Here is an 18,355-nt window from a genome sequence, read left to right as displayed (position 1 = left end):
TTTAAGCCACAGGTTAAGCTAGCATGAAAATCTTTCCGTCTGTGCCATAGGTTTTTAGTCTGCCAAAATGACCATGCAAAAAAGCCCTCAGCTCAGTTTGTAGCAGCGACACTGATGGCAATCGATGCTGCACAATATCCAATCAAATAAGCCACTTATCATTTTCGTTCAAAATCAATTACATACCTCTAAATAGGTATATGGCCGTGCGCTTGATGTGCATCAATAAGCGCCTGATATTGCGCGCTATCGTAAGCGCAGATACCGCAATTTTTGAGGCAAGCATGAGCAAGCACAGTGTCGTGATTATTGGCAACGGCATGGTCGGCCACCGCTTTATAGAAGAACTGATCGACAAAGCCGAACCCGGCCAATTTGCCATTACCGTCTTTTGTGAAGAACCGCGCGTCGCCTATGACCGCGTCCACCTTTCCGCCTACTTCTCCCATCACACCGCTGAAGAGCTTTCACTGGTTCGCCCCGGCTATTACGAAAAACATCAGGTCAACCTGCTGATCGGTGAGCGGGCGATTACCATCAACCGCGATGAAAAACTGATTCACTCCAATACCGGTCGCGCGGTGCATTACGACACGCTGATTTTTGCCACCGGCTCTTATCCGTGGATACCGCCGATAAGAGGCGCCGAAGGCAGTGACTGCTTTGTCTATCGCACCATCGAAGATCTCAACGCCATAGAAGCCTGTGCCCGCCGCAGCCAACGCGGTGCCGTGATTGGCGGCGGTCTGCTAGGTCTCGAAGCGGCAGGCGCACTGAAAAACCTCGGCATCGAAACCCATGTCATTGAGTTCGCGCCCGGATTAATGGCGGAACAGCTGGATGCGCAAGGTGGCGAGCAACTGTGTCGTAAGATCGAACAAATGGGTGTGCGTGTACACACCGGCAAAAATACCCAGCAAATTGTGCACCACGCAAAAGGCGGTAAGACGCTGGAATTCGCCGATGGTAGCGCGTTGGATGTCGACTTCATCGTGTTCTCCACTGGCATTCGACCGCAAGACAAGCTGGCAAAACAGTGTGGGCTGGAAATCGGCCAGCGTGGCGGCATCGCCATCAACGACCGCTGCCAGACGCGTGATCCGGCAATTTATGCCGTCGGCGAATGCACAGCCTGGCAAAACCGGCTGTTCGGCTTAGTCGCGCCGGGCTACAAAATGGCACAGGTCGCCAGCGATGCGTTGCTGGGACGCGACAGTGCCTTTTCCGGTGCCGATATGAGCGCCAAACTTAAGTTGCTGGGCGTGGATGTCGGTGGTATCGGCGATGCGCATGGCCGCACGCCGGGCGCGCGCAGCTATATGTGGCTCGACGAACAGAAACACATCTACAAACGCCTGATTGTCAGCGAAGACAACCGTACGCTGCTCGGCGCAGTATTGGTGGGTGATACCAGTGATTACGGCAATCTGCTACAGCTGGCGCTGAATAACATCGCGCTGCCCGATAATCCTGAAGGTTTGATTTTGCCAGCAGGCAGTGGCGAGAAGCCGGTGTTGGGAGTCGATTCCCTGCCGGACAGCGCGCAAATCTGCTCCTGCTTTGATGTCAGCAAAGGCGATATCGTCAAAGCGGTGCAAGCCGGTTGCCACACCGTGGCGATGCTGAAAAGCGAAACCCGTGCCGGCACCGGCTGCGGCGGCTGCATTCCGCTGCTCACTCAGGTGCTCAACGCGGAACTGAGCCGTCAGGGCATCGAAGTCAACAACCACCTGTGCGAACACTTCCCCTATTCACGCCAGGAGTTGTATCACCTGATTCGTGTCGAAGAGATCACTTCCTTCGATGCCTTACTGGCGAAATACGGTCAGGGTTATGGCTGTGAAGTGTGTAAACCCACCGTGGGTTCGCTGCTGGCATCCTGCTGGAACGACTATGTGCTCAAGCCACAGCTCGCGCCGCTACAAGACAGCAACGATCTGTTCCTCGGCAATATCCAGAAAGATGGCACCTACTCGGTGATCCCACGCTCGCCCGGGGGCGAAATCACGCCAGAAGGGTTGATGACGATCGGTGCGGTGGCGCGCCAGTACAACCTTTACACCAAAATCACCGGCTCACAGCGTATTGGCCTGTTTGGTGCCCAGCGTGATGACCTGCCTGCCATCTGGTCGCAGCTGATTGATGCCGGATTTGAAACCGGCCAGGCGTATGCCAAAGCGTTGCGCATGGCAAAAACCTGCGTGGGCAGCACCTGGTGTCGCTATGGCGTTGGCGATAGCCTCGGTTTCGGCATCGAACTGGAGAACCGCTACAAAGGCATTCGTACACCGCACAAAATGAAGTTTGGCGTCTCGGGCTGCACGCGCGAATGTGCGGAGGCGCAGGGCAAAGATGTCGGCATCATCGCAACGGAAAAAGGCTGGAATCTGTATGTGTGCGGCAATGGTGGCATGAAGCCACGCCACGCCGATTTGCTGGCCGCGGACCTGGATCGCGATACCCTGCTGACTTATCTCGACCGCTTTATGATGTTCTATATTCGCACCGGTGACCGCCTGCAACGTACCTCGCTGTGGCTGGAAAGCATGGAAGGCGGTATCGACTATCTGCGCAGCGTGATTATCGATGACAAACTCAGCCTGAATACGCAACTGGAAGCTGAACTGGCGCGACTGCGGGCTGAAGTCGAGTGTGAATGGGCTGCGACGGTGAACGATCCCCGGCAGCATATCCACTTCAGCACCTTCATCAACAGCGATCAGCGCGATCCGCTGGTGCAGCACGTCGCTCAGCGCGATCAGCACCGTCCGGCAAGCCCTGCCGAGCGTATTGCCATCACCCAGATTGAGGAGATAGACGCATGAGCCAGTGGCATTCCGTGTGTGAACTCGAACAAATCCTGCCTGCCACCGGCGTCTGCGCGTTGGTAAAAGGCCAGCAGATTGCCATCTTCCGTCCGCATGATGATGAGCAACTCTATGCGCTGAGTAACATCGATCCTTTCTCCGCAGCCAGCGTGCTGTCACGCGGCCTGATTGCCGAACATCAGCACACGCTGTGGGTCGCCAGCCCACTGAAAAAACAGCGCTTCCGCTTAAGCGACGGCGTCTGCCTGGAAGATGCCGCCCGTTCCGTGGCGAGCTATCCGGTGCGCGTTACTGCGGGCCAGGTCGAAGTGTGCGCCTGACAGAATTCTTTTACTTTATGAGACGTCACTATGTTTACTGACACCCTGAATACCTGCGCCGCCAACGCGGCGCGCATTGTGCGTACGGCGCAGCACAGCCCGCTGGCCTTCTGGATCAGCTCGGCGATGGCAGGCGCTTACGTCGGCCTCGCCATCATCCTGATTTTCACACTCGGCAACCTGGCCGATCCTGCGTGGCGGCCGCTGATCATGGGCGCCACCTTTGGTATCGCTCTGACGCTGGTGATCATTGCCGGGTCGGAGCTGTTTACCGGCCATACGATGTTCCTCACCGTGGGCGTCAAAGCCGGAACCATCAGCCAGGGCCAGATGTGGTGCGTACTGCCGCAAACCTGGCTGGGTAATCTGATTGGCTCGGTGTTTGTCGCCCTGCTCTACTACTACGCAGCCGGTGCGATGCTACCCAATGCAGGCGCACTGATTCACAGTGCCGCGCTGGCGAAAACCACGCAGCCCGCCATGGCGCTGTTCTTCAAGGGTGCGCTGTGTAACTGGCTGGTGTGTCTGGCGATCTGGATGGCAGTGCGCACCGAAGGCACGGCAAAATTCATTGCCATCTGGTGGTGCCTGCTGGCCTTTATCGCCTCCGGCTATGAACACTCTGTCGCGAATATGACGGTCTTTGCACTGTCGTGGTTTGGTCAGCATAATGCCGACCTGACCTTGAGCGGCATCGGTCATAACCTGCTGTGGGTGACGCTGGGTAACATGTTCTCTGGCATGGTATTGATGGGCCTTGGATACTGGTACGCCACGCCACAGGCTCAGCGGCCGCAAGTGGCGCCACAAGCCACTGCGCTCAAATCGGTTTAACGTTTTTAAGCCCGCACATTGCGGGCTTTTTTGAGGATGAGCGATGGACTATTTTCCGCTGTTTTGCCGTCTGCGAGGCAAGCGTTGTTTATTGGTCGGCGGCGGCGATGTAGCCGAGCGCAAAGCGCGCCTGCTGCTGGATGCCGGTGCCGATCTGCACGTTGGCGCAGTGCAATTCTCTCCTGCGTTTCAGCAGTGGGCTGAACAGGGAAAGTTGCACCTATTGCCCGGCACATTTGAAGAGCAGTGGCTGGAGGGCTGCTGGCTGGTCATTGCCGCCACCGACGATGACGCTGTGAATCAGCAAGTGGGCGATGCCACCGAAGCACGCCGCATCTTCTGCAATCTGGTGGATGCGCCGCAGGAAGCCAGCGCTATCATGCCGTCGATTGTCGATCGCTCCCCGCTGATGATTGCGGTGTCCTCCGGTGGCCGCGCTCCGGTGCTGGCGCGCCTGATGCGTGAGAAGCTGGAAGCGATGCTGCCGCAGCATCTGGGCCAACTGGCTTCACTCGCTGGCACACTGCGCAGCCGGGTGAAGAAAACCTTCGCCAGCATGGGACAGCGCCGGGCATTTTGGGAGCGCTTCTTTGCCAGCGATCGTCTGGCGCAAACGCTGGCGAATGGTGACAAGCCACGCGCCGATCATATCGTTGATACGCTGTTCGATGCGCCGCTCTCCCAACAGGGTGAAGTGGTGCTGGTGGGCGCGGGTCCAGGCGATGCCGGATTATTAACGCTGAAAGGTTTGCAGTGTATCCAGCAGGCCGATGTGGTGGTGTATGACCGTCTGGTGTCCGAACCCATTCTCAACCTGGTGCGCCGCGATGCTGAACGCATCTTCGTCGGTAAACAGGCCGGACATCACTGCGTGCCGCAGTCGCAAATCAACCAGTTACTGTTAGAGCAGGCTCAGAGCGGCAAGCGCGTGGTACGGCTGAAAGGCGGCGATCCCTTTATTTTCGGTCGCGGTGGTGAGGAACTAGAGGTACTGGCACAGCACAACATTCCGTTCAGCGTGGTGCCAGGTATTACCGCCGCCTCCGGTTGTGCCGCCTACAGCGGCATTCCGCTGACGCATCGCGACCATGCGCAGAGCGTGCGCTTTGTCACCGGTCATCTGCAACAACAGGGCGAAATTGAGTGGAGTAAGCTGGCGGCAGAGCAGCAAACGCTGGTGTTCTATATGGGGCTGAATCAGGCACCCGAGATCCAGCGCCAGCTGTTGCAGCATGGCATGGATGCGGCGATGCCGGTCGCCATCGTGCAAAACGGCACCACGCCAGAACAACAGGTGGAAACCGCGACGTTAGCCGAACTCAGCACGCTGGCGCAGCAGTTTGCCAGCCCGGCGCTGATTATCGTCGGGCGCGTGGTCAGCCTGCGCCACCAGTTACGCTGGTTTTAAACATAAAAAAACGGCGAGTCATCACAACTCGCCGTTCATAGGTCAGGCAGCTAGCTGATTAAGGCTGAGCCACAAAACCCACCGCTTCATAAACTTTCTTCAGCGTTTCCTGCGCCTGCGCACGGGCCTTGGTTGCGCCATCACGCATCACCTGATTCAGGAAAGCTTCGTCGTTACGGAAACGATGATAGCGCTCCTGCAGCTCAGTCAGCATGCCGGAAACCGCTTCCGCCACTTCGCCTTTCAGGTGGCCATACATCTTGCCTTCGAATTCCTGCTCCAGCTGCGGAATCGACTTACCGGTGACACCAGAAAGAATATCCAGCAGGTTAGAGACACCGGCTTTTTCTTTCACGTCGTAACGCACCACTGGCGGCTCGGCGGAATCGGTGACCGCGCGCTTGATCTTTTTCACTACCGCTTTGGTGTCTTCCAGCAGGCCAATCACGTTGTTACGGTTGTCATCCGACTTCGACATCTTCTTGGTCGGTTCCAGCAGCGACATCACGCGTGCGCCTGATTTCGGAATAAACGGCTCAGGAATTTTGAACACATCGCCATACAGCGCGTTGAAACGGCCGGCGATATCGCGGCTCAGTTCGAGGTGCTGCTTCTGATCTTCGCCCACCGGTACCTGGTTGGTCTGATACAGCAGAATATCGGCCGCCATCAGCACCGGGTAATCGAACAAACCTGCAGTGATGTTTTCAGAATAACGCGCGGACTTATCCTTAAACTGCGTCATACGGCTCAGCTCGCCAAAGTAGGCATAGCAGTTCAGTACCCAGCTCAGCTGCGCGTGCTCAGGCACATGCGACTGTACAAAAATGGTGCTTTTTGCTGGATCAATACCGCAGGCAAGGTACAGCGCCAGGGTATCCAGCGTGGCTTTGCGCAGCGCTGCGGGGTCCTGACGAACGGTGATGGCGTGCAGATCGACGATGCAGTAAATGCAGTGGAAATCATCCTGCATCTGCACCCACTGACGCAGCGCACCCATATAGTTGCCAATGGTCAGTTCACCGGAAGGCTGGGCGCCGCTGAAAACGATGGGTTTGCTCATGTTATATCCTGATAATTACAGCCCGAGAGCGGGCAAAAGTTCGCTAAAAGTATCGAGAGTGAGATCGGGTTGGCTGGCGGCAATCGGCTCGCCATAGTTGTAGCCAAATGTCATACCGACATTAGGTACACCCGCAGCCTGAGCTGCGTGAATATCATTACGAGAATCACCAACAAATAGTAATTCTTTTTGCAGTACGCCAAAGTGACCCAAAACAAGGAAGATCGCTGCCGGATGGGGTTTTTTCACCACCACATCATCACCGCCAATAATCAGCGTGAAGAAATCGGCAATGCCCAGCGATTGCAGCAAAGGCGCGACAAACGGCGTTGGCTTGTTGGTGACGATGGCCATCGGCAAGCCTTTGGCATGCAAAGCAGCCAGCGTCTCTTTCACCTGCGGGAACAGCGTGCTGCCCGCTTCCACCGTTTCGGCGTAATACTTGTCAAACAGCGTGCGTGCGTCACGCTGCTCTTCGGCGTGCGGTTCACGGCCTAGTGCCCAGGTCAGCGCGCGTGTCATCATCACATCTGCGCCATTGCCAATCCAGGTGGAAGCCAGCGCCAGGCCAGGAGGCGGTAACTGCAAATCACCTAAAGCATGATCAATGGCCTGTGACAGACCCGGTGCGCTATCGACCAGCGTGCCATCGAGATCAAACGCCAGCGCGCGGATATCAGTGAAATGAGCCATTAACTTTCTCCAGTTCGCCGCGCATTTCGTCGATCACTTTTTTGTAATCGGGGTGACCAAAGATGGCTGAACCGGCCACAAACATATCCGCACCTGCCGCCGCGATCTGACCGATGTTATCGATCTTCACACCACCGTCCACTTCCAGACGGATATCGTAACCGCTTTGATCAATAAGACGACGCGCCTGACGCAATTTGTCCAGCGTGCCGGGAATGAAGGATTGACCGCCGAAGCCAGGGTTCACTGACATCAGCAGAATGATGTCGAGTTTATCCATCACGTAGTCGAGGTAATCGAGCGGCGTCGCCGGATTGAACACCAGACCCGCTTTACAGCCGTGCTCTTTGATCAGTTGCAGTGTGCGGTCAACGTGCTCACTGGCTTCAGGATGGAAGGTAATGTAAGTCGCGCCCGCTTTAGCGAACTCTGGAATCAGTGCATCCACCGGCTTCACCATCAGATGCACATCAATCGGTGCCGTAATGCCATAGTCGCGCAGCGCTTTCAGCACCATTGGCCCCATGGTCAGATTAGGCACATAGTGGTTATCCATCACGTCGAAATGCACCACATCCCCGCCTGCTGCCAGCGCTTTGGCGGTATCTTCGCCCAGGCGAGCAAAGTCAGCAGCAAGAATTGAAGGGGCCAGCAAAAATTGTTTCATCCGATTCTCCCAATTTTGTGCGCCAGCCAGAGCTGGCGTAATGCGTTGGTCGCGGACGAAACAGGCTAGCGGAAAAGCGCCAGCAGTTCGTCAACCTGAGTGCGACCACTTATGCTTCGGCTGATGGAACGCCGGGCTTTGACTACGTGTAAAACCGCATTCTGATACCACTCACGCGTGAGCAGCGTGTCGTGGTTGGAAATCAGCACCGGTATGCTGTTTTCATGTGCCAGCTTATTTGCCAGCTCGGCCAGATGCTGCTGCTCGCGCAGGCTAAAGCTATTGGTGTGGTACGCGGTAAAGTTCGCCGTCGCCGACAAGGGCGCATACGGCGGATCGCAATAAACCACTGAGCCAGCAGGGGCGTTGTTCAGAGTAACATCGTACGATTCACAGACAAAGGTCGCTTTTTGCGCCCGTTCGGCAAACCACAACAGCTCCGCTTCCGGGAAGTAAGGTTTGCGATAACGACCAAAAGGCACATTGAACTCACCGCGCAGATTGTAACGGCACAAACCGTTATAGCCATGCCGATTGAGATAGAGAAACAGTAATGCACGCTGATATTCATCTTTGCTGGCGTTAAAGGCCAGACGTTGCGCGTAATAGGTCTCTGCGATATTACCTTCAGGCGTGAACAGCTGCCGCGCGTCTTCAATAAACTCAACCGTGCGGTTTTTAACGATGTTATAGAGATTGATCAGGTCACCGTTGATGTCCGCCAGGTGATAGCGATCATAATCGGTGTTGAGGAACACGGAACCGGCACCCACAAAAGGTTCGACTAAACAGTCACCTTGTGGCAAATGACGACGGATATCGTCAAGCAGCGGGTATTTCCCTCCGGCCCATTTAAGGAAAGCGCGATTTTTCTTCATGCTGTCGTGGTTATTACATCTTAATTATGGGCTGTGGTGGAACCGACAGCAGCTTTGCGCTTTAAACGGGGCCGCATGATCGCAGCCCCACATCAATTACTGACTTTCTTTCTTCACCTGACTCAACGGTTTTACCCACGGATTTGCCGCACGAACTTCAGCAGGCAGTGATGCCACTGCGCGCTTGGCATCGGCTGGCGTAGCGTAAGCACCGCTGACCAACACATACCAGGGCTGACCGTTACGCGTGGTTTTATACACATGATAACCGCTCAGATTTTGTTTCTTCGCCCAGGCATTCAGGCTCTCTTCTTTCGACGCACCGCTCAACTGCAGCGTGTAGCTGCCACCGGTTGGCAGTGACTTACTGGCACCGCTGCTGGCACTCACAGGTGCATTGTGTGCGGCGGTGGTATGTGTTTTATTCTCTTTTGCTCCGGCGACTGGTTTCGACGTGGCCGGCGCTTTATGCGCGGTGTTGCTGTGCGTTTCACGTGAACCGTTGCTATTAGCACGCGCAGGTATTTCAGAGCGCATCGCCGGAGGCGTTATCGCTTTACCGTTACCGCTCACCGTAGCAGGCGCAGTGGGCAGTGAACTGTTGCCTTGCGCACCCTGTGCGGCGTTATCAACCTGACCTTGCTGGTTGCTCAACGCACTGTTGAGATCGCCCGGCAGCGTCACACGTTGCTGATTGGCTGGCGTATCGACAGGCGCAGCCTGTGTCGGTGTTGAAGACACCGCTGGCATAGAAATCGAGTTGGAATCGCTGCTTGCTGGCGAGGATGATGCAGCTGACGTCTGTGGTGCGTTTCCTTCCGCTGAAGGCGTGGCGTTTTGCTGGCCGCTCATGGACGTCGAGCCGGAAAGGTCGATGTTCTTTTCACCACCGGTTGCCGTCGGCGCCGCATTGCCATTATTAGCAGTGGTCGCTGGTTTCTTTTCATCTGGACCGGTCAATGCCGAACCGATGCCCAGTACTACCAACAGCAGAACCAGGATGCCGATCCCCATCATCATATGCTGACGAGAAACAGGTACCTTCACTTTCGGCGCAGAAGACGTTTTGCGTGGCCGCGTAGGACGGCGGTCACTGGCATCAGGTTTTAACTCGTCTTCCGGTTTGAACTCATCCATCTAGCCTCCTCCGTAAAACGGCACGCTTCCCACGCACCGCATCACCACTCTACCCGTCATACTCAAGCTGAAACGGCGTTGGTTGCACTTTATTATCCAGACGCTCACTCACATCAGCGCCTGGAATGCATGCAATGCTCACCTTGCTGCAGCTCAACTTATTCCGGATATCTTCAGTATTTTATACAATCGTTAATCGCAGCCAGCACCATATCATGTGCCACACCTGCGCGCACTTCAGAGCGGCCAATTGCGAGAGGCAGCACCAAACGCATTTCACCCGCCAGCACTTTCTTATCGCGCATCATGTGCGGAAGATACGCTTCTGCTTGCATGCTTTCCGGGCCGTGCACCGGTAAACCGGCACGCAGAAATAGCGCGATAATGCGATCGGTATCCGCTGCAGAGAACTGTCCCAGACGTTCAGCGGTACGCGCAGCCATCACCATGCCTGCCGCAATCGCTTCGCCATGCAACCAGTTGCCATAGCCCATGTGTGCTTCAATCGCATGACCAAAAGTATGGCCCAGATTGAGCAGCGCGCGTTGACCGTTTTCACGTTCATCGGCGGCGACCACTTCAGCTTTGAGTTCACAGCAGCGACGGATGCAGTAGGCCAGGGCTTGCTGATCCAGTGCCAGCAGAGCATCAAGATGCTGCTCCAGCCACTGGAAGAACTCGCCATCGAGGATAATGCCGTATTTGATCACTTCCGCCAGACCAGACGCTAATTCGCGCGCCGGCAGCGTAGCCAGGCAATCGGTATCGACCACCACTGAGGCTGGCTGGTAGAAGGCACCAATCATGTTTTTGCCCAGCGGATGGTTGACGGCTGTTTTACCGCCGACCGAAGAGTCGACCTGAGACAGCAGCGTTGTCGGTACCTGGATAAAGCGCACACCGCGTTGATAGCTCGCAGCAGCAAACCCCGTGAGATCACCAATCACACCGCCGCCGAGCGCAATTAACGTGGTATCACGTCCATGCGGTTTCTGCAGCAGCGCGGTGAAGACATCGTCCATCACAGCGAGCGTCTTGTACTTTTCACCATCAGGTAAAATCACCTGATCCGCCTTCACGCCCGCCTGCGAAAGCAGTGCTGACAGCTTGTCGAGGTAGATCGGGGCAAGCGTCTCATTGGTCACCAGCATGGCGTTATCGCCTGCTTTTAGCGGCCAAAAAGAAGCCGGATCGTTAAACAGTCCGGCAGCGATGGTGATGGGGTAACTACGATCCCCGAGTGAGACAGTGATCTTCTCCATGATGACCGATACCTATTGCTGAGCCGTCAGGGCGCTGGATTAATTTTTTTCCAGCATGTTGATGATCTGATTGGCGACAACTTTTGCACTTTGATCGTCAGTGCGAATAGTGACGTCAGCGATCTCTTCATAAAGTGGATTACGTTCGCCAGCTAAAGCTTCCAGTACTTCGCGCGGTGGCTCTTCAACCTGCAACAACGGACGTTTTTTATCACGCTGTGTACGAGCAAGTTGCTTCTCGATAGTCGTTTCAAGATAAACGACCACGCCGCGGGCGGAGAGACGATTGCGGGTTTCACGGGATTTGACAGAACCACCACCGGTCGCCAGGACAATGCCTTGTTTCTCGGTGAGTTCATTAATGATCTTCTCTTCGCGATCGCGGAAACCGTCTTCGCCTTCCACATCAAATACCCAGCCTACATCCGCTCCGGTACGTCGCTCAATTTCCTGATCGGAATCGAAAAATTCCATATTGAGTTGCTGAGCTAACTGACGACCAATAGTGCTTTTGCCGGCACCCATCGGCCCAACCAGAAAGATATTGCGTTTCTCTGCCATTTTATCGGTATTACTAAGAATTCGTTGATGATACCCCGCGTTCAGCATAGTGCTGGCGGGACAGGAACTGAGACCTCATGAGCATTAACAAGAGTCAGACGGAAAATTATCTCAACACTCATGGCCGTTTGGCAACCGAATAAATTGCCCCCGGCGACCTTGTAACAGGACCGGTCTGTGGTTCGCGAGACGGTAACGCCCCTCCTGTTTCCTTCACACTTCAAGCAGCATGCGCGTTGGCTGTGTCTTTTCATCCCTGAAACTTACAGAAATAAGCTTAGAAATGAACGCTTTCACCACCGCGCTTTAACTCAAATTATTTAAGGAAAATATATTCTGACGCCAGTATCGCTTGTGACTGACGCCCATCGGAAGGTTATCCTGCCGCGTTCCGCTACACCGTTTTAAAAATCGCTAAACCTTGTAAGCTAATTCCTGCCCTGCGTCAACGCAGATGGCAAATCAGAGTGAATTTTCCGCTTTATCCGGCTGTAAGCGCTGCTTCCCTGACCAGTCTGGGGGTAATGAAGATCACCAACTCCTTCTTTTTATGTTCTTTGGTTTGCTGACGGAACAGCGTTCCCAATAGGGGCAGTTCACCCAACCAAGGTACCCGCTGCTCGGTCTGCATGCGCTGTTGTTGAAAAATCCCGCCCAGCGCCAACGTTTCGCCATCACGCAGCGTCACCTGGGTTTCAATTTCCTGCTTATCAATACTCAGCACGCTGCTTTCACCCACGTTCAGGCTGCGCCCCGGCATGTTCTGGCTTAAGCGCAGTTTTAACTGAATCCGTCCATTCCCCAGCACCATGGGCGTCACTTCCATCCCTAACACTGCCTCTTTAAATTCAATCGCCGTTGCACCACTGCTGCCCGACTTCACCTCGTAAGGAATTTCGGTTCCCTGTTTAATGGAAGCGGTTTGCTGATGAGAGGTAAAAAGCCGCGGACTGGCGATGATTTCAATTTGGTTCTCCTGCTCAAGCGCGCTGAGTTCCAGATTTAGCAATCCGCCACTGACCTGACCCAGCGTAACGCCCGCGCGCAAAGCAGGATTATTTACCGCCAATGGGATCTCCAGCTGTGGATGATGCAAGGCTGCCGTCACACTTTGGGCAGGTGCGGTGTGCCAGTTCACTCCCAACTCACGCAGATGCTCTTCATTGATGGTGATGATGTGGGCAGACAACTCGACCTGTTCGAGTGGCATATCCAGCGCGCGCAACCAGCGCGAGGCGTCACGCAACGCGGCGGCGGTGTCACGCAATAACAAGCTGTTGGTGCGGCTATCGACCGTGACACTGCCGCGTGAAGTGAGGAGTGAACGCTCCGCTTGCAGACTACGATAGACATCGCTGGCATTGGCGTAATGCAGCGTGACGGACTGCTGTTCGAGAGGAAGTTGCTGTTGCCGCTCCTCATGTTCTGTTTTCGCCTGTTGTGTCTGCATCTGTTGCCAGCTTTCGGGATAAACCAGCAGCACGCCCTCTTCCTGCACTACGGTGAGTTTTGCCAGCCGGGTCACCAGCGCCAGTGCGCGTTCCCATCCTACATTTTCCAGGCGCAGTGATAAGCGCCCTTCAACGCCAGGTGCAATCAGCAGGTTGGTTTGTTGATAATCTGCCAGCGCCTGCAAAATACGTTCAACGGGGGCATCATCAAACACCAGGCTTAAGCGTTCTTCATTTGCCTGCAGGGGCAGGGGCAGGCTCAAACTCAGGCACAGCAGTAGTGTCATCCATTTCATAATATCCTCCTTTTATAGACCAGATGATTTGCTGCGGCGGGCAGCTTTGCGCGACATGCAAGGTCATGCTATTCGCGGTTAATGCTGCCACCTGCCAGCTTGAGCGCGGTAACCGAGCCGAAGGGCCAAGCCGATGATTTTTTCCTTCTGGTGAGCGTAGCCAGGCAACATAGCGCGTGGGAGTACCGATAATGCCCTGCAACCGCCAGCCATCAGGTTCAGCTACCTGCATCCGACATTGCACCTCGGGCAGCGGCTGAAAGGGATCGCGTGCCAGCGTAAAGCCGCTCCACAGCACTAACAGCCATGCACTATGGCGCATCTCCATCCTCCAGCCACAGCTGTGTGTTCAGCGCTCCCTGCTCTTCTTTGAGTTCAAAGCGCTGCGGTACAGGCAGGCGAGTCAATGACAGCTCAGAAAACAGCGGAACAAATTGCGTCCAGCCGAGCCGCAGCTGTAACTGCTGCGGCTGATTATCCGGTAGCCAGCTTTCCAGTTGATCGCCGCGCGCGGTGATCAAAGCTTCAAGCGTAGCTTGCTCAGTGACGCCACTCATGGGTTGCTGTAACCGTGCGATTTCCTGTTCCAGCACGTTGATGGCAGGTCGTGCAGCCAATAGCTGCTGACGCTGCATCATCTGTTGTGACATCACCGCCTGCTGGCGTAATTGGGCAGCATGGACCTGTTGCTGCGGGCGAAGCAAAATCCACCACGCCATAAGCATCAGCAGCAGAGACATGCCTAACAGGCAGGCAATCCGCCACATCAGGGCTAAAGCGAGCCAGCGCTGTAATGCATCATTCACCGATGTTCTCCTGCATCCGCGCGCGCAAGACAAATCGATAGTGCCCAGCGGTTTGGCGCTGCACGCTGGCCGGTTTAACCGTGGCAAACAGCGGCTGCCGCATCAATTGATGACGAAAATCCTGGATCGCCATCATGCTCTGCGCCTGCCCCTCGAACAGCAAGACGCCCTGGCGCCGCTCCACCCGTTTGAGCCAAAGCGTGTCCTGCATCAACATTGGCAAGCGCAGCCAGAACTGTTGCCAGCGCTGATGCTCATCCTTTTTACGATGCCGTATCCGCTGCGTCTCTAATAGCTCATCGCGTTGCTGCAGCAGCAGTTGCTGTCGCGTCAACTGGCGTTGCAACGCTTCATGCTGTTGGCTGATATCCGCCAACGTCCTGTGCATCTGGCCCTGTGTCTGGCTTCCGCGCCACCATAACGACAGCACCATCATTACAGTCGCCAGCAGGACGCATCCCAGCAGGGAAAAACTTTGCTGGCGGCGGCGCTGCTGCAACCGGACGCGCCAGGGTAATAAATTGACGGCCAGCATCATGCATCCTCCGGGCGCAGCGCCAGACCCAGCGCAATGGCAAATTCCCCTTCGTGCGCGGGCAATGGCGGCTGCCGGTAATGCAGTAATGAAAGCGGTTGACAGTGCGCCACGCTGGGTTCAGCCAGGCTGTAGGTCGAGGTGCAAAAGATGGAGGATGCCTGAGGGAAGGTTTCACGCAGTTTCGCCAGCGTTAGAGGCTCTGTGGCCGCGCCTGATGTGCCCGGCTCACCGGCTAACGTCCATAGCCAGTGATCGCTAAGCGGATGGATTAAAAGTTGGTCACGATGCAGCGGCATGCGCATGGCGATTTGGGTCAACGCCAGGCTGCTCAGTTCAAAGACATCGGGTCGCAGGCCAGCCTCCTTTAAGGGCGCCAGCCACTGCGCAATCACTTCACGCCGAGCCGCCGTAATGCACAGTTGCGTTGCATTGCGTGCCGAGCGGTAGTCAATCGACAGCGTGGCGGGTTCAACCGGAAACAAGCGTGGCGCCGAGGATGCCACATAACGGCTCATTGCTGGCTCACTGAGCGAGGTTTCTGGCAGCGGCAATGTTCGCTGCAACACCAGTTGCGGGGGCAAGCCAACTCGCAGTGAATAGCGTTTCGGCAGATGGCGCTGCCAGCGCGTCAACATCTCCTGTAACAGTGGGGTAGTTTGCAACACGCCGTTGCGTAACGTATCGTGCGGCAGCGGTTGCTGCCACCAATGGCGTAACTGCCAGCCATGACGTCGGCGTTCAATGCCCAGGGCGCAAAGTTGCCCGTTTTGGATGTCCAATCCAATTTGCCAGCGCTGAAAAGCCATATGCGCGATCTCCTTATCTTTTAAGGTAAAAAAAGAGAGACCCTCAATCTTTCGAGTGGCGGCAAGGCGGAAAACGAACTATTACTCAGGCGCTTACCGAAGTCAGCGTCTAAGGTGAGCTCGCGCAGCCGACGTAGCTGCCGCTCGAAGTATGACGGGTATATCAAAGCGTCAGGCTTGCCTTTATACTACCGCGCGATTGTTTATAAACTGCCCAAACGACAACAGATGGGAATTCTCAGGTGAAGTTCGTAAAGTATTTATTGATTCTTACAGTGTGTTGCATTCTGCTGGGAGCAGGCACGGTTTATGGTTTGTACAAATACATAGAGCCGCAGCTGCCTGATGTGAACACGCTGAAAGACGTGCGTTTGCAAACCCCAATGCAGGTTTACAGCGCGGATGGCGAACTGATCGCCCAGTACGGTGAGAAGCGCCGCGTGCCGCTCACCTTGCAACAGATGCCGCCTGAGCTGATCAAAGCGTTCATTGCAACCGAAGACAGCCGTTTCTATGAGCACCATGGTGTCGACCCGGTGGGCATTTTCCGTGCTGCCAGCGTCGCGCTGGTGTCCGGCCATGCTTCGCAGGGTGCCAGTACCATTACGCAACAGCTGGCGCGTAACTTCTTCCTTAGCCCTGAACGCACGCTGATGCGTAAGATCAAGGAAGCGTTCCTGGCGATTCGCATTGAACAACTGCTGAGCAAGGATGAAATCCTCGAGCTCTACCTCAACAAAATTTATCTAGGTTACCGCGCCTATGGTGTCGGAGCGGCTGCACAGGTCTATTTCGGTAAGCCGGTTGATCAGCTTTCGTTGAGTGAGATGGCGATGATTGCCGGTCTGCCGAAAGCACCGTCAACCTTTAACCCGCTTTACTCTCATGCGCGCGCGCTGGCGCGTCGTAATGTGGTACTGGCGCGTATGCTTGACCAGAATTACATCACGCAGCAGCAATATGATGCCGCGCGCAACACGCCGCTGGTCGCAACCTATCATGGTCCCGAAATTGCCTTCTCCGCACCTTATCTGAGCGAAATGGTGCGTCAGGAGATGGTGAAACGCTATGGTGATGCCGCTTACGATGATGGCTACAAAGTGTATACCACCGTCACGCGTCATCTGCAGGAGGCCGCACAACAAGCTGTTCGCAATAACGTGATGGCGTATGACATGCGTCATGGTTATCGCGGCCCGACCAACGTGCTGTGGAAAGTGGGCGAAGCAAGCTGGGATAAGAGCCGCATTCAAAACGCGCTGAAAGATCTGCCGACCTACGGTCCACTGAATGCCGCCGTGGTGACCACTGCCACGGCCGATGAAGCCACCGCGATGATGAAAGACGGCAGCAGCGTCTCTCTGAGTATGGCGGGCGTTCGCTGGGCGCGTCCTTACAAATCCGACACGCTACAAGGCCCGACGCCCCGCAGCGTGACGCAGGTACTGCAGGCAGGCCAGCAGATTTGGGTGCGTAAAGTCGATAACGATTGGTGGTTAGGTCAGGTGCCGCTGGTCAACTCGGCCCTCGTCTCGCTCAATCCAGAAGACGGTGCGGTACGCGCGCTGGTCGGTGGTTTCGACTTCAACCAGAGTATGTTCAACCGTGCGACACAGGCACTGCGTCAGGTTGGTTCAAACATCAAACCGTTCTTGTATACCGCCGCGATGGACCGTGGACTGACGCTGGCTTCCATTCTGAATGATGTGCCTATTTCACGTTGGGATGCGGGTGCCGGAGCCGACTGGCGCCCCAAAAACTCACCGCCGACCTATGCGGGGCCTATCCGCCTGCGTCAGGGCCTGGGTGAGTCGAAAAACGTGGTGATGGTACGTGCGATGCGTGCGATGGGTGTGGATTACGCCGCAGAGTATCTGCAGCGCTTCGGCTTCCCAGCACAGAACATCATCCATACCGAATCGCTGGCACTGGGTGCGGCTTCGTTTACCCCAATGCAGGTGGTGCGCGGTTATGCCGTGATGGCTAACGGCGGCTTCCTTGTCGATCCTTACTTCATTACCAAAATTGAGAATGAACAAGGCGGCGTAGTGTTCGAAGAGAAACCGAAGATTGCCTGCCCACAGTGCAATCTGCCGGTGATCTACGGTGATACCAAAAAATCGCTGGCGTTGAGCGAAGAGAGCGTGGAAAACGTCGCGACCTCCGATCAATCGCAGAATCAGGCGGTGCCACAGCCGGAGCTGGAGCAAGTGCCTGCTCAGCCGCAACCCGCAGGTGACCAGCAATACGCACCGCATGTGATTAATACACCGCTGTCGTTCCTGATCAAAAGCGCACTGAACTCCAACGTGTTCGGTGAGCCAGGCTGGATGGGGACAGGCTGGCGTGCGGGTCGTGACCTGAAGCGTAACGATATTGGCGGAAAAACCGGTACCACCAACAGTTCAAAGGATGCGTGGTTCTCGGGTTACGGCCCTGGTGTCGTGACCTCAGTGTGGATTGGTTTTGATGATTCACGCGCGCTGGGCCGCTCGACCATGTCAGGCGCGATTCCTGACCAGATTTCTGGCTATGAAGGCGGCGCGAAGAGTGCTCAGCCTGCCTGGGATGAGTACATGAAATCTGCGCTGGATGGCGTGCCGGTACAGCCGCTGACACCGCCAGATGGCGTTGTCACTGTGACGATCGATCGCGGTACGGGCAAGCTGGCCAACGGTGGCGGCAATACCCGTCAGGAGTACTTCATCAATGGCACTCAGCCAACGGAGTATTCAGTGCATGATGTGGGCACCACACTCATGGACAACGGCCAAAGCCACGAACTGTTCTGATCAAAAAAGCCGGCG

General features: G+C 55.6%; 17 protein-coding genes. 5 read left to right on the top strand and 12 right to left on the bottom strand.

All coding sequences use genetic code 11. From position 1 onward, the window contains the following. Positions 1–284: 284 nt before the first annotated feature. From nirB to cysG, 4 genes are read left to right on the top strand one after another with little or no spacing between them, the layout of a single operon-like run. Positions 285–2,825, top strand: coding sequence for a nitrite reductase large subunit NirB (gene nirB, locus JK231_RS18830; RefSeq protein ID WP_211729241.1), 2,541 nt, complete (start codon positions 285–287; stop codon positions 2,823–2,825). After that, complete coding sequence (gene nirD, locus JK231_RS18825; RefSeq protein ID WP_038644290.1) at positions 2,822–3,148, top strand: nitrite reductase small subunit NirD; 327 nt, start codon at positions 2,822–2,824, stop codon at positions 3,146–3,148. Before nirB ends, nirD begins: the two co-directional genes overlap by 4 nt. A 30-nt stretch (positions 3,149–3,178) precedes the next feature. Beyond that, positions 3,179–3,982: a nitrite transporter NirC gene (gene nirC, locus JK231_RS18820; RefSeq protein ID WP_034819600.1), complete on the top strand. Its 804-nt coding sequence runs from the start codon at positions 3,179–3,181 to the stop codon at positions 3,980–3,982. Positions 3,983–4,025: 43 nt separating this feature from the next. Beyond that, positions 4,026–5,390, top strand: a complete 1,365-nt coding sequence (cysG, locus tag JK231_RS18815) for a siroheme synthase CysG (RefSeq protein WP_160834625.1) — start codon at positions 4,026–4,028, stop codon at positions 5,388–5,390. Between the two features lie 58 nt (positions 5,391–5,448). Here cysG and trpS read toward each other — a convergent pair whose 3' ends face one another. The 12 genes from trpS to pilM all read right to left on the bottom strand — a co-directional run bounded on the left by trpS (position 5,449) and on the right by pilM (position 15,548). Further along, a complete protein-coding gene (gene trpS, locus JK231_RS18810; RefSeq protein ID WP_034819607.1) occupies positions 5,449–6,453 on the bottom strand; it encodes a tryptophan--tRNA ligase in 1,005 nt (334 codons plus the stop codon). Positions 6,454–6,468: 15 nt separating this feature from the next. Continuing rightward, complete coding sequence (locus JK231_RS18805) at positions 6,469–7,146, bottom strand: phosphoglycolate phosphatase (RefSeq protein WP_160834626.1); 678 nt, start codon at positions 7,144–7,146, stop codon at positions 6,469–6,471. Next, positions 7,130–7,813 (bottom strand): ribulose-phosphate 3-epimerase, encoded by a 684-nt coding sequence (gene rpe / locus JK231_RS18800; RefSeq protein WP_034819612.1) that lies wholly within the window; start codon positions 7,811–7,813, stop codon positions 7,130–7,132. The genes JK231_RS18805 and rpe overlap by 17 nt, the downstream gene beginning before the upstream one ends. Before the next feature lie 65 nt (positions 7,814–7,878). Beyond that, positions 7,879–8,691, bottom strand: coding sequence for an adenine-specific DNA-methyltransferase (gene dam / locus JK231_RS18795; RefSeq protein WP_034819614.1), 813 nt, complete (start codon positions 8,689–8,691; stop codon positions 7,879–7,881). 96 nt (positions 8,692–8,787) lie between these two features. Further along, positions 8,788–9,828, bottom strand: a complete 1,041-nt coding sequence (locus JK231_RS18790; protein WP_097119707.1) for an SPOR domain-containing protein — start codon at positions 9,826–9,828, stop codon at positions 8,788–8,790. A gap of 173 nt (positions 9,829–10,001) precedes the next feature. Continuing rightward, positions 10,002–11,090 (bottom strand): 3-dehydroquinate synthase, encoded by a 1,089-nt coding sequence (gene aroB, locus JK231_RS18785; RefSeq protein ID WP_160834627.1) that lies wholly within the window; start codon positions 11,088–11,090, stop codon positions 10,002–10,004. Positions 11,091–11,129: 39 nt separating this feature from the next. After that, entirely contained in the window at positions 11,130–11,651 is a 522-nt protein-coding gene (gene aroK / locus JK231_RS18780) for a shikimate kinase AroK (RefSeq protein WP_034820046.1), read from the bottom strand. Between the two features lie 481 nt (positions 11,652–12,132). Continuing rightward, on the bottom strand, positions 12,133–13,398 hold the full coding sequence (gene hofQ, locus JK231_RS18775; protein WP_211729240.1) for a DNA uptake porin HofQ: 1,266 nt from the start codon (positions 13,396–13,398) through the stop codon (positions 12,133–12,135). Continuing rightward, complete coding sequence (locus tag JK231_RS18770) at positions 13,334–13,720, bottom strand: HofP DNA utilization family protein (protein WP_211729239.1); 387 nt, start codon at positions 13,718–13,720, stop codon at positions 13,334–13,336. The genes hofQ and JK231_RS18770 overlap by 65 nt, the downstream gene beginning before the upstream one ends. After that, complete coding sequence (locus JK231_RS18765) at positions 13,710–14,204, bottom strand: hypothetical protein (RefSeq protein ID WP_097119710.1); 495 nt, start codon at positions 14,202–14,204, stop codon at positions 13,710–13,712. The genes JK231_RS18770 and JK231_RS18765 overlap by 11 nt, the downstream gene beginning before the upstream one ends. Then, on the bottom strand, positions 14,197–14,742 hold the full coding sequence (locus JK231_RS18760; RefSeq protein ID WP_237448854.1) for a PilN domain-containing protein: 546 nt from the start codon (positions 14,740–14,742) through the stop codon (positions 14,197–14,199). The genes JK231_RS18765 and JK231_RS18760 overlap by 8 nt, the downstream gene beginning before the upstream one ends. Then, a complete protein-coding gene (gene pilM, locus JK231_RS18755; RefSeq protein WP_160868900.1) occupies positions 14,739–15,548 on the bottom strand; it encodes a pilus assembly protein PilM in 810 nt (269 codons plus the stop codon). The genes JK231_RS18760 and pilM overlap by 4 nt, the downstream gene beginning before the upstream one ends. Before the next feature lie 242 nt (positions 15,549–15,790). On the opposite strand from pilM, the gene mrcA reads away from it, so the two are divergent. Further along, on the top strand, positions 15,791–18,340 hold the full coding sequence (gene mrcA / locus JK231_RS18750; protein ID WP_034819629.1) for a peptidoglycan glycosyltransferase/peptidoglycan DD-transpeptidase MrcA: 2,550 nt from the start codon (positions 15,791–15,793) through the stop codon (positions 18,338–18,340). Positions 18,341–18,355: the final 15 nt, after the last annotated feature.

It is taken from the genome of Pantoea sp. JGM49, assembly GCF_018257655.1.
Classification (GTDB): Bacteria; Pseudomonadota; Gammaproteobacteria; order Enterobacterales; family Enterobacteriaceae; genus Pantoea; species Pantoea communis.
Note: the sequence above shows the minus strand (reverse complement) of the source record. Positions and strands in the feature narration are given on the sequence as shown.

What these genes read in the sequence shown, in the direction of transcription:
- JK231_RS18770 (WP_211729239.1), bottom strand. Translation starts at nt 13,720, where the DNA reads ATGCGCCATAGTGCATGGCTGTTAGTGCTGTGGAGCGGCTTTACGCTG.
- JK231_RS18790 (WP_097119707.1), bottom strand. Translation starts at nt 9,828, where the DNA reads ATGGATGAGTTCAAACCGGAAGACGAGTTAAAACCTGATGCCAGTGAC.
- nirC (WP_034819600.1), top strand. Translation starts at nt 3,179, where the DNA reads ATGTTTACTGACACCCTGAATACCTGCGCCGCCAACGCGGCGCGCATT.
- trpS (WP_034819607.1), bottom strand. Translation starts at nt 6,453, where the DNA reads ATGAGCAAACCCATCGTTTTCAGCGGCGCCCAGCCTTCCGGTGAACTG.
- JK231_RS18805 (WP_160834626.1), bottom strand. Translation starts at nt 7,146, where the DNA reads ATGGCTCATTTCACTGATATCCGCGCGCTGGCGTTTGATCTCGATGGC.
- JK231_RS18760 (WP_237448854.1), bottom strand. Translation starts at nt 14,742, where the DNA reads ATGATGCTGGCCGTCAATTTATTACCCTGGCGCGTCCGGTTGCAGCAG.
- dam (WP_034819614.1), bottom strand. Translation starts at nt 8,691, where the DNA reads ATGAAGAAAAATCGCGCTTTCCTTAAATGGGCCGGAGGGAAATACCCG.
- nirB (WP_211729241.1), top strand. Translation starts at nt 285, where the DNA reads ATGAGCAAGCACAGTGTCGTGATTATTGGCAACGGCATGGTCGGCCAC.
- aroK (WP_034820046.1), bottom strand. Translation starts at nt 11,651, where the DNA reads ATGGCAGAGAAACGCAATATCTTTCTGGTTGGGCCGATGGGTGCCGGC.
- pilM (WP_160868900.1), bottom strand. Translation starts at nt 15,548, where the DNA reads ATGGCTTTTCAGCGCTGGCAAATTGGATTGGACATCCAAAACGGGCAA.
- nirD (WP_038644290.1), top strand. Translation starts at nt 2,822, where the DNA reads ATGAGCCAGTGGCATTCCGTGTGTGAACTCGAACAAATCCTGCCTGCC.
- cysG (WP_160834625.1), top strand. Translation starts at nt 4,026, where the DNA reads ATGGACTATTTTCCGCTGTTTTGCCGTCTGCGAGGCAAGCGTTGTTTA.
- aroB (WP_160834627.1), bottom strand. Translation starts at nt 11,090, where the DNA reads ATGGAGAAGATCACTGTCTCACTCGGGGATCGTAGTTACCCCATCACC.
- hofQ (WP_211729240.1), bottom strand. Translation starts at nt 13,398, where the DNA reads ATGAAATGGATGACACTACTGCTGTGCCTGAGTTTGAGCCTGCCCCTG.
- rpe (WP_034819612.1), bottom strand. Translation starts at nt 7,813, where the DNA reads ATGAAACAATTTTTGCTGGCCCCTTCAATTCTTGCTGCTGACTTTGCT.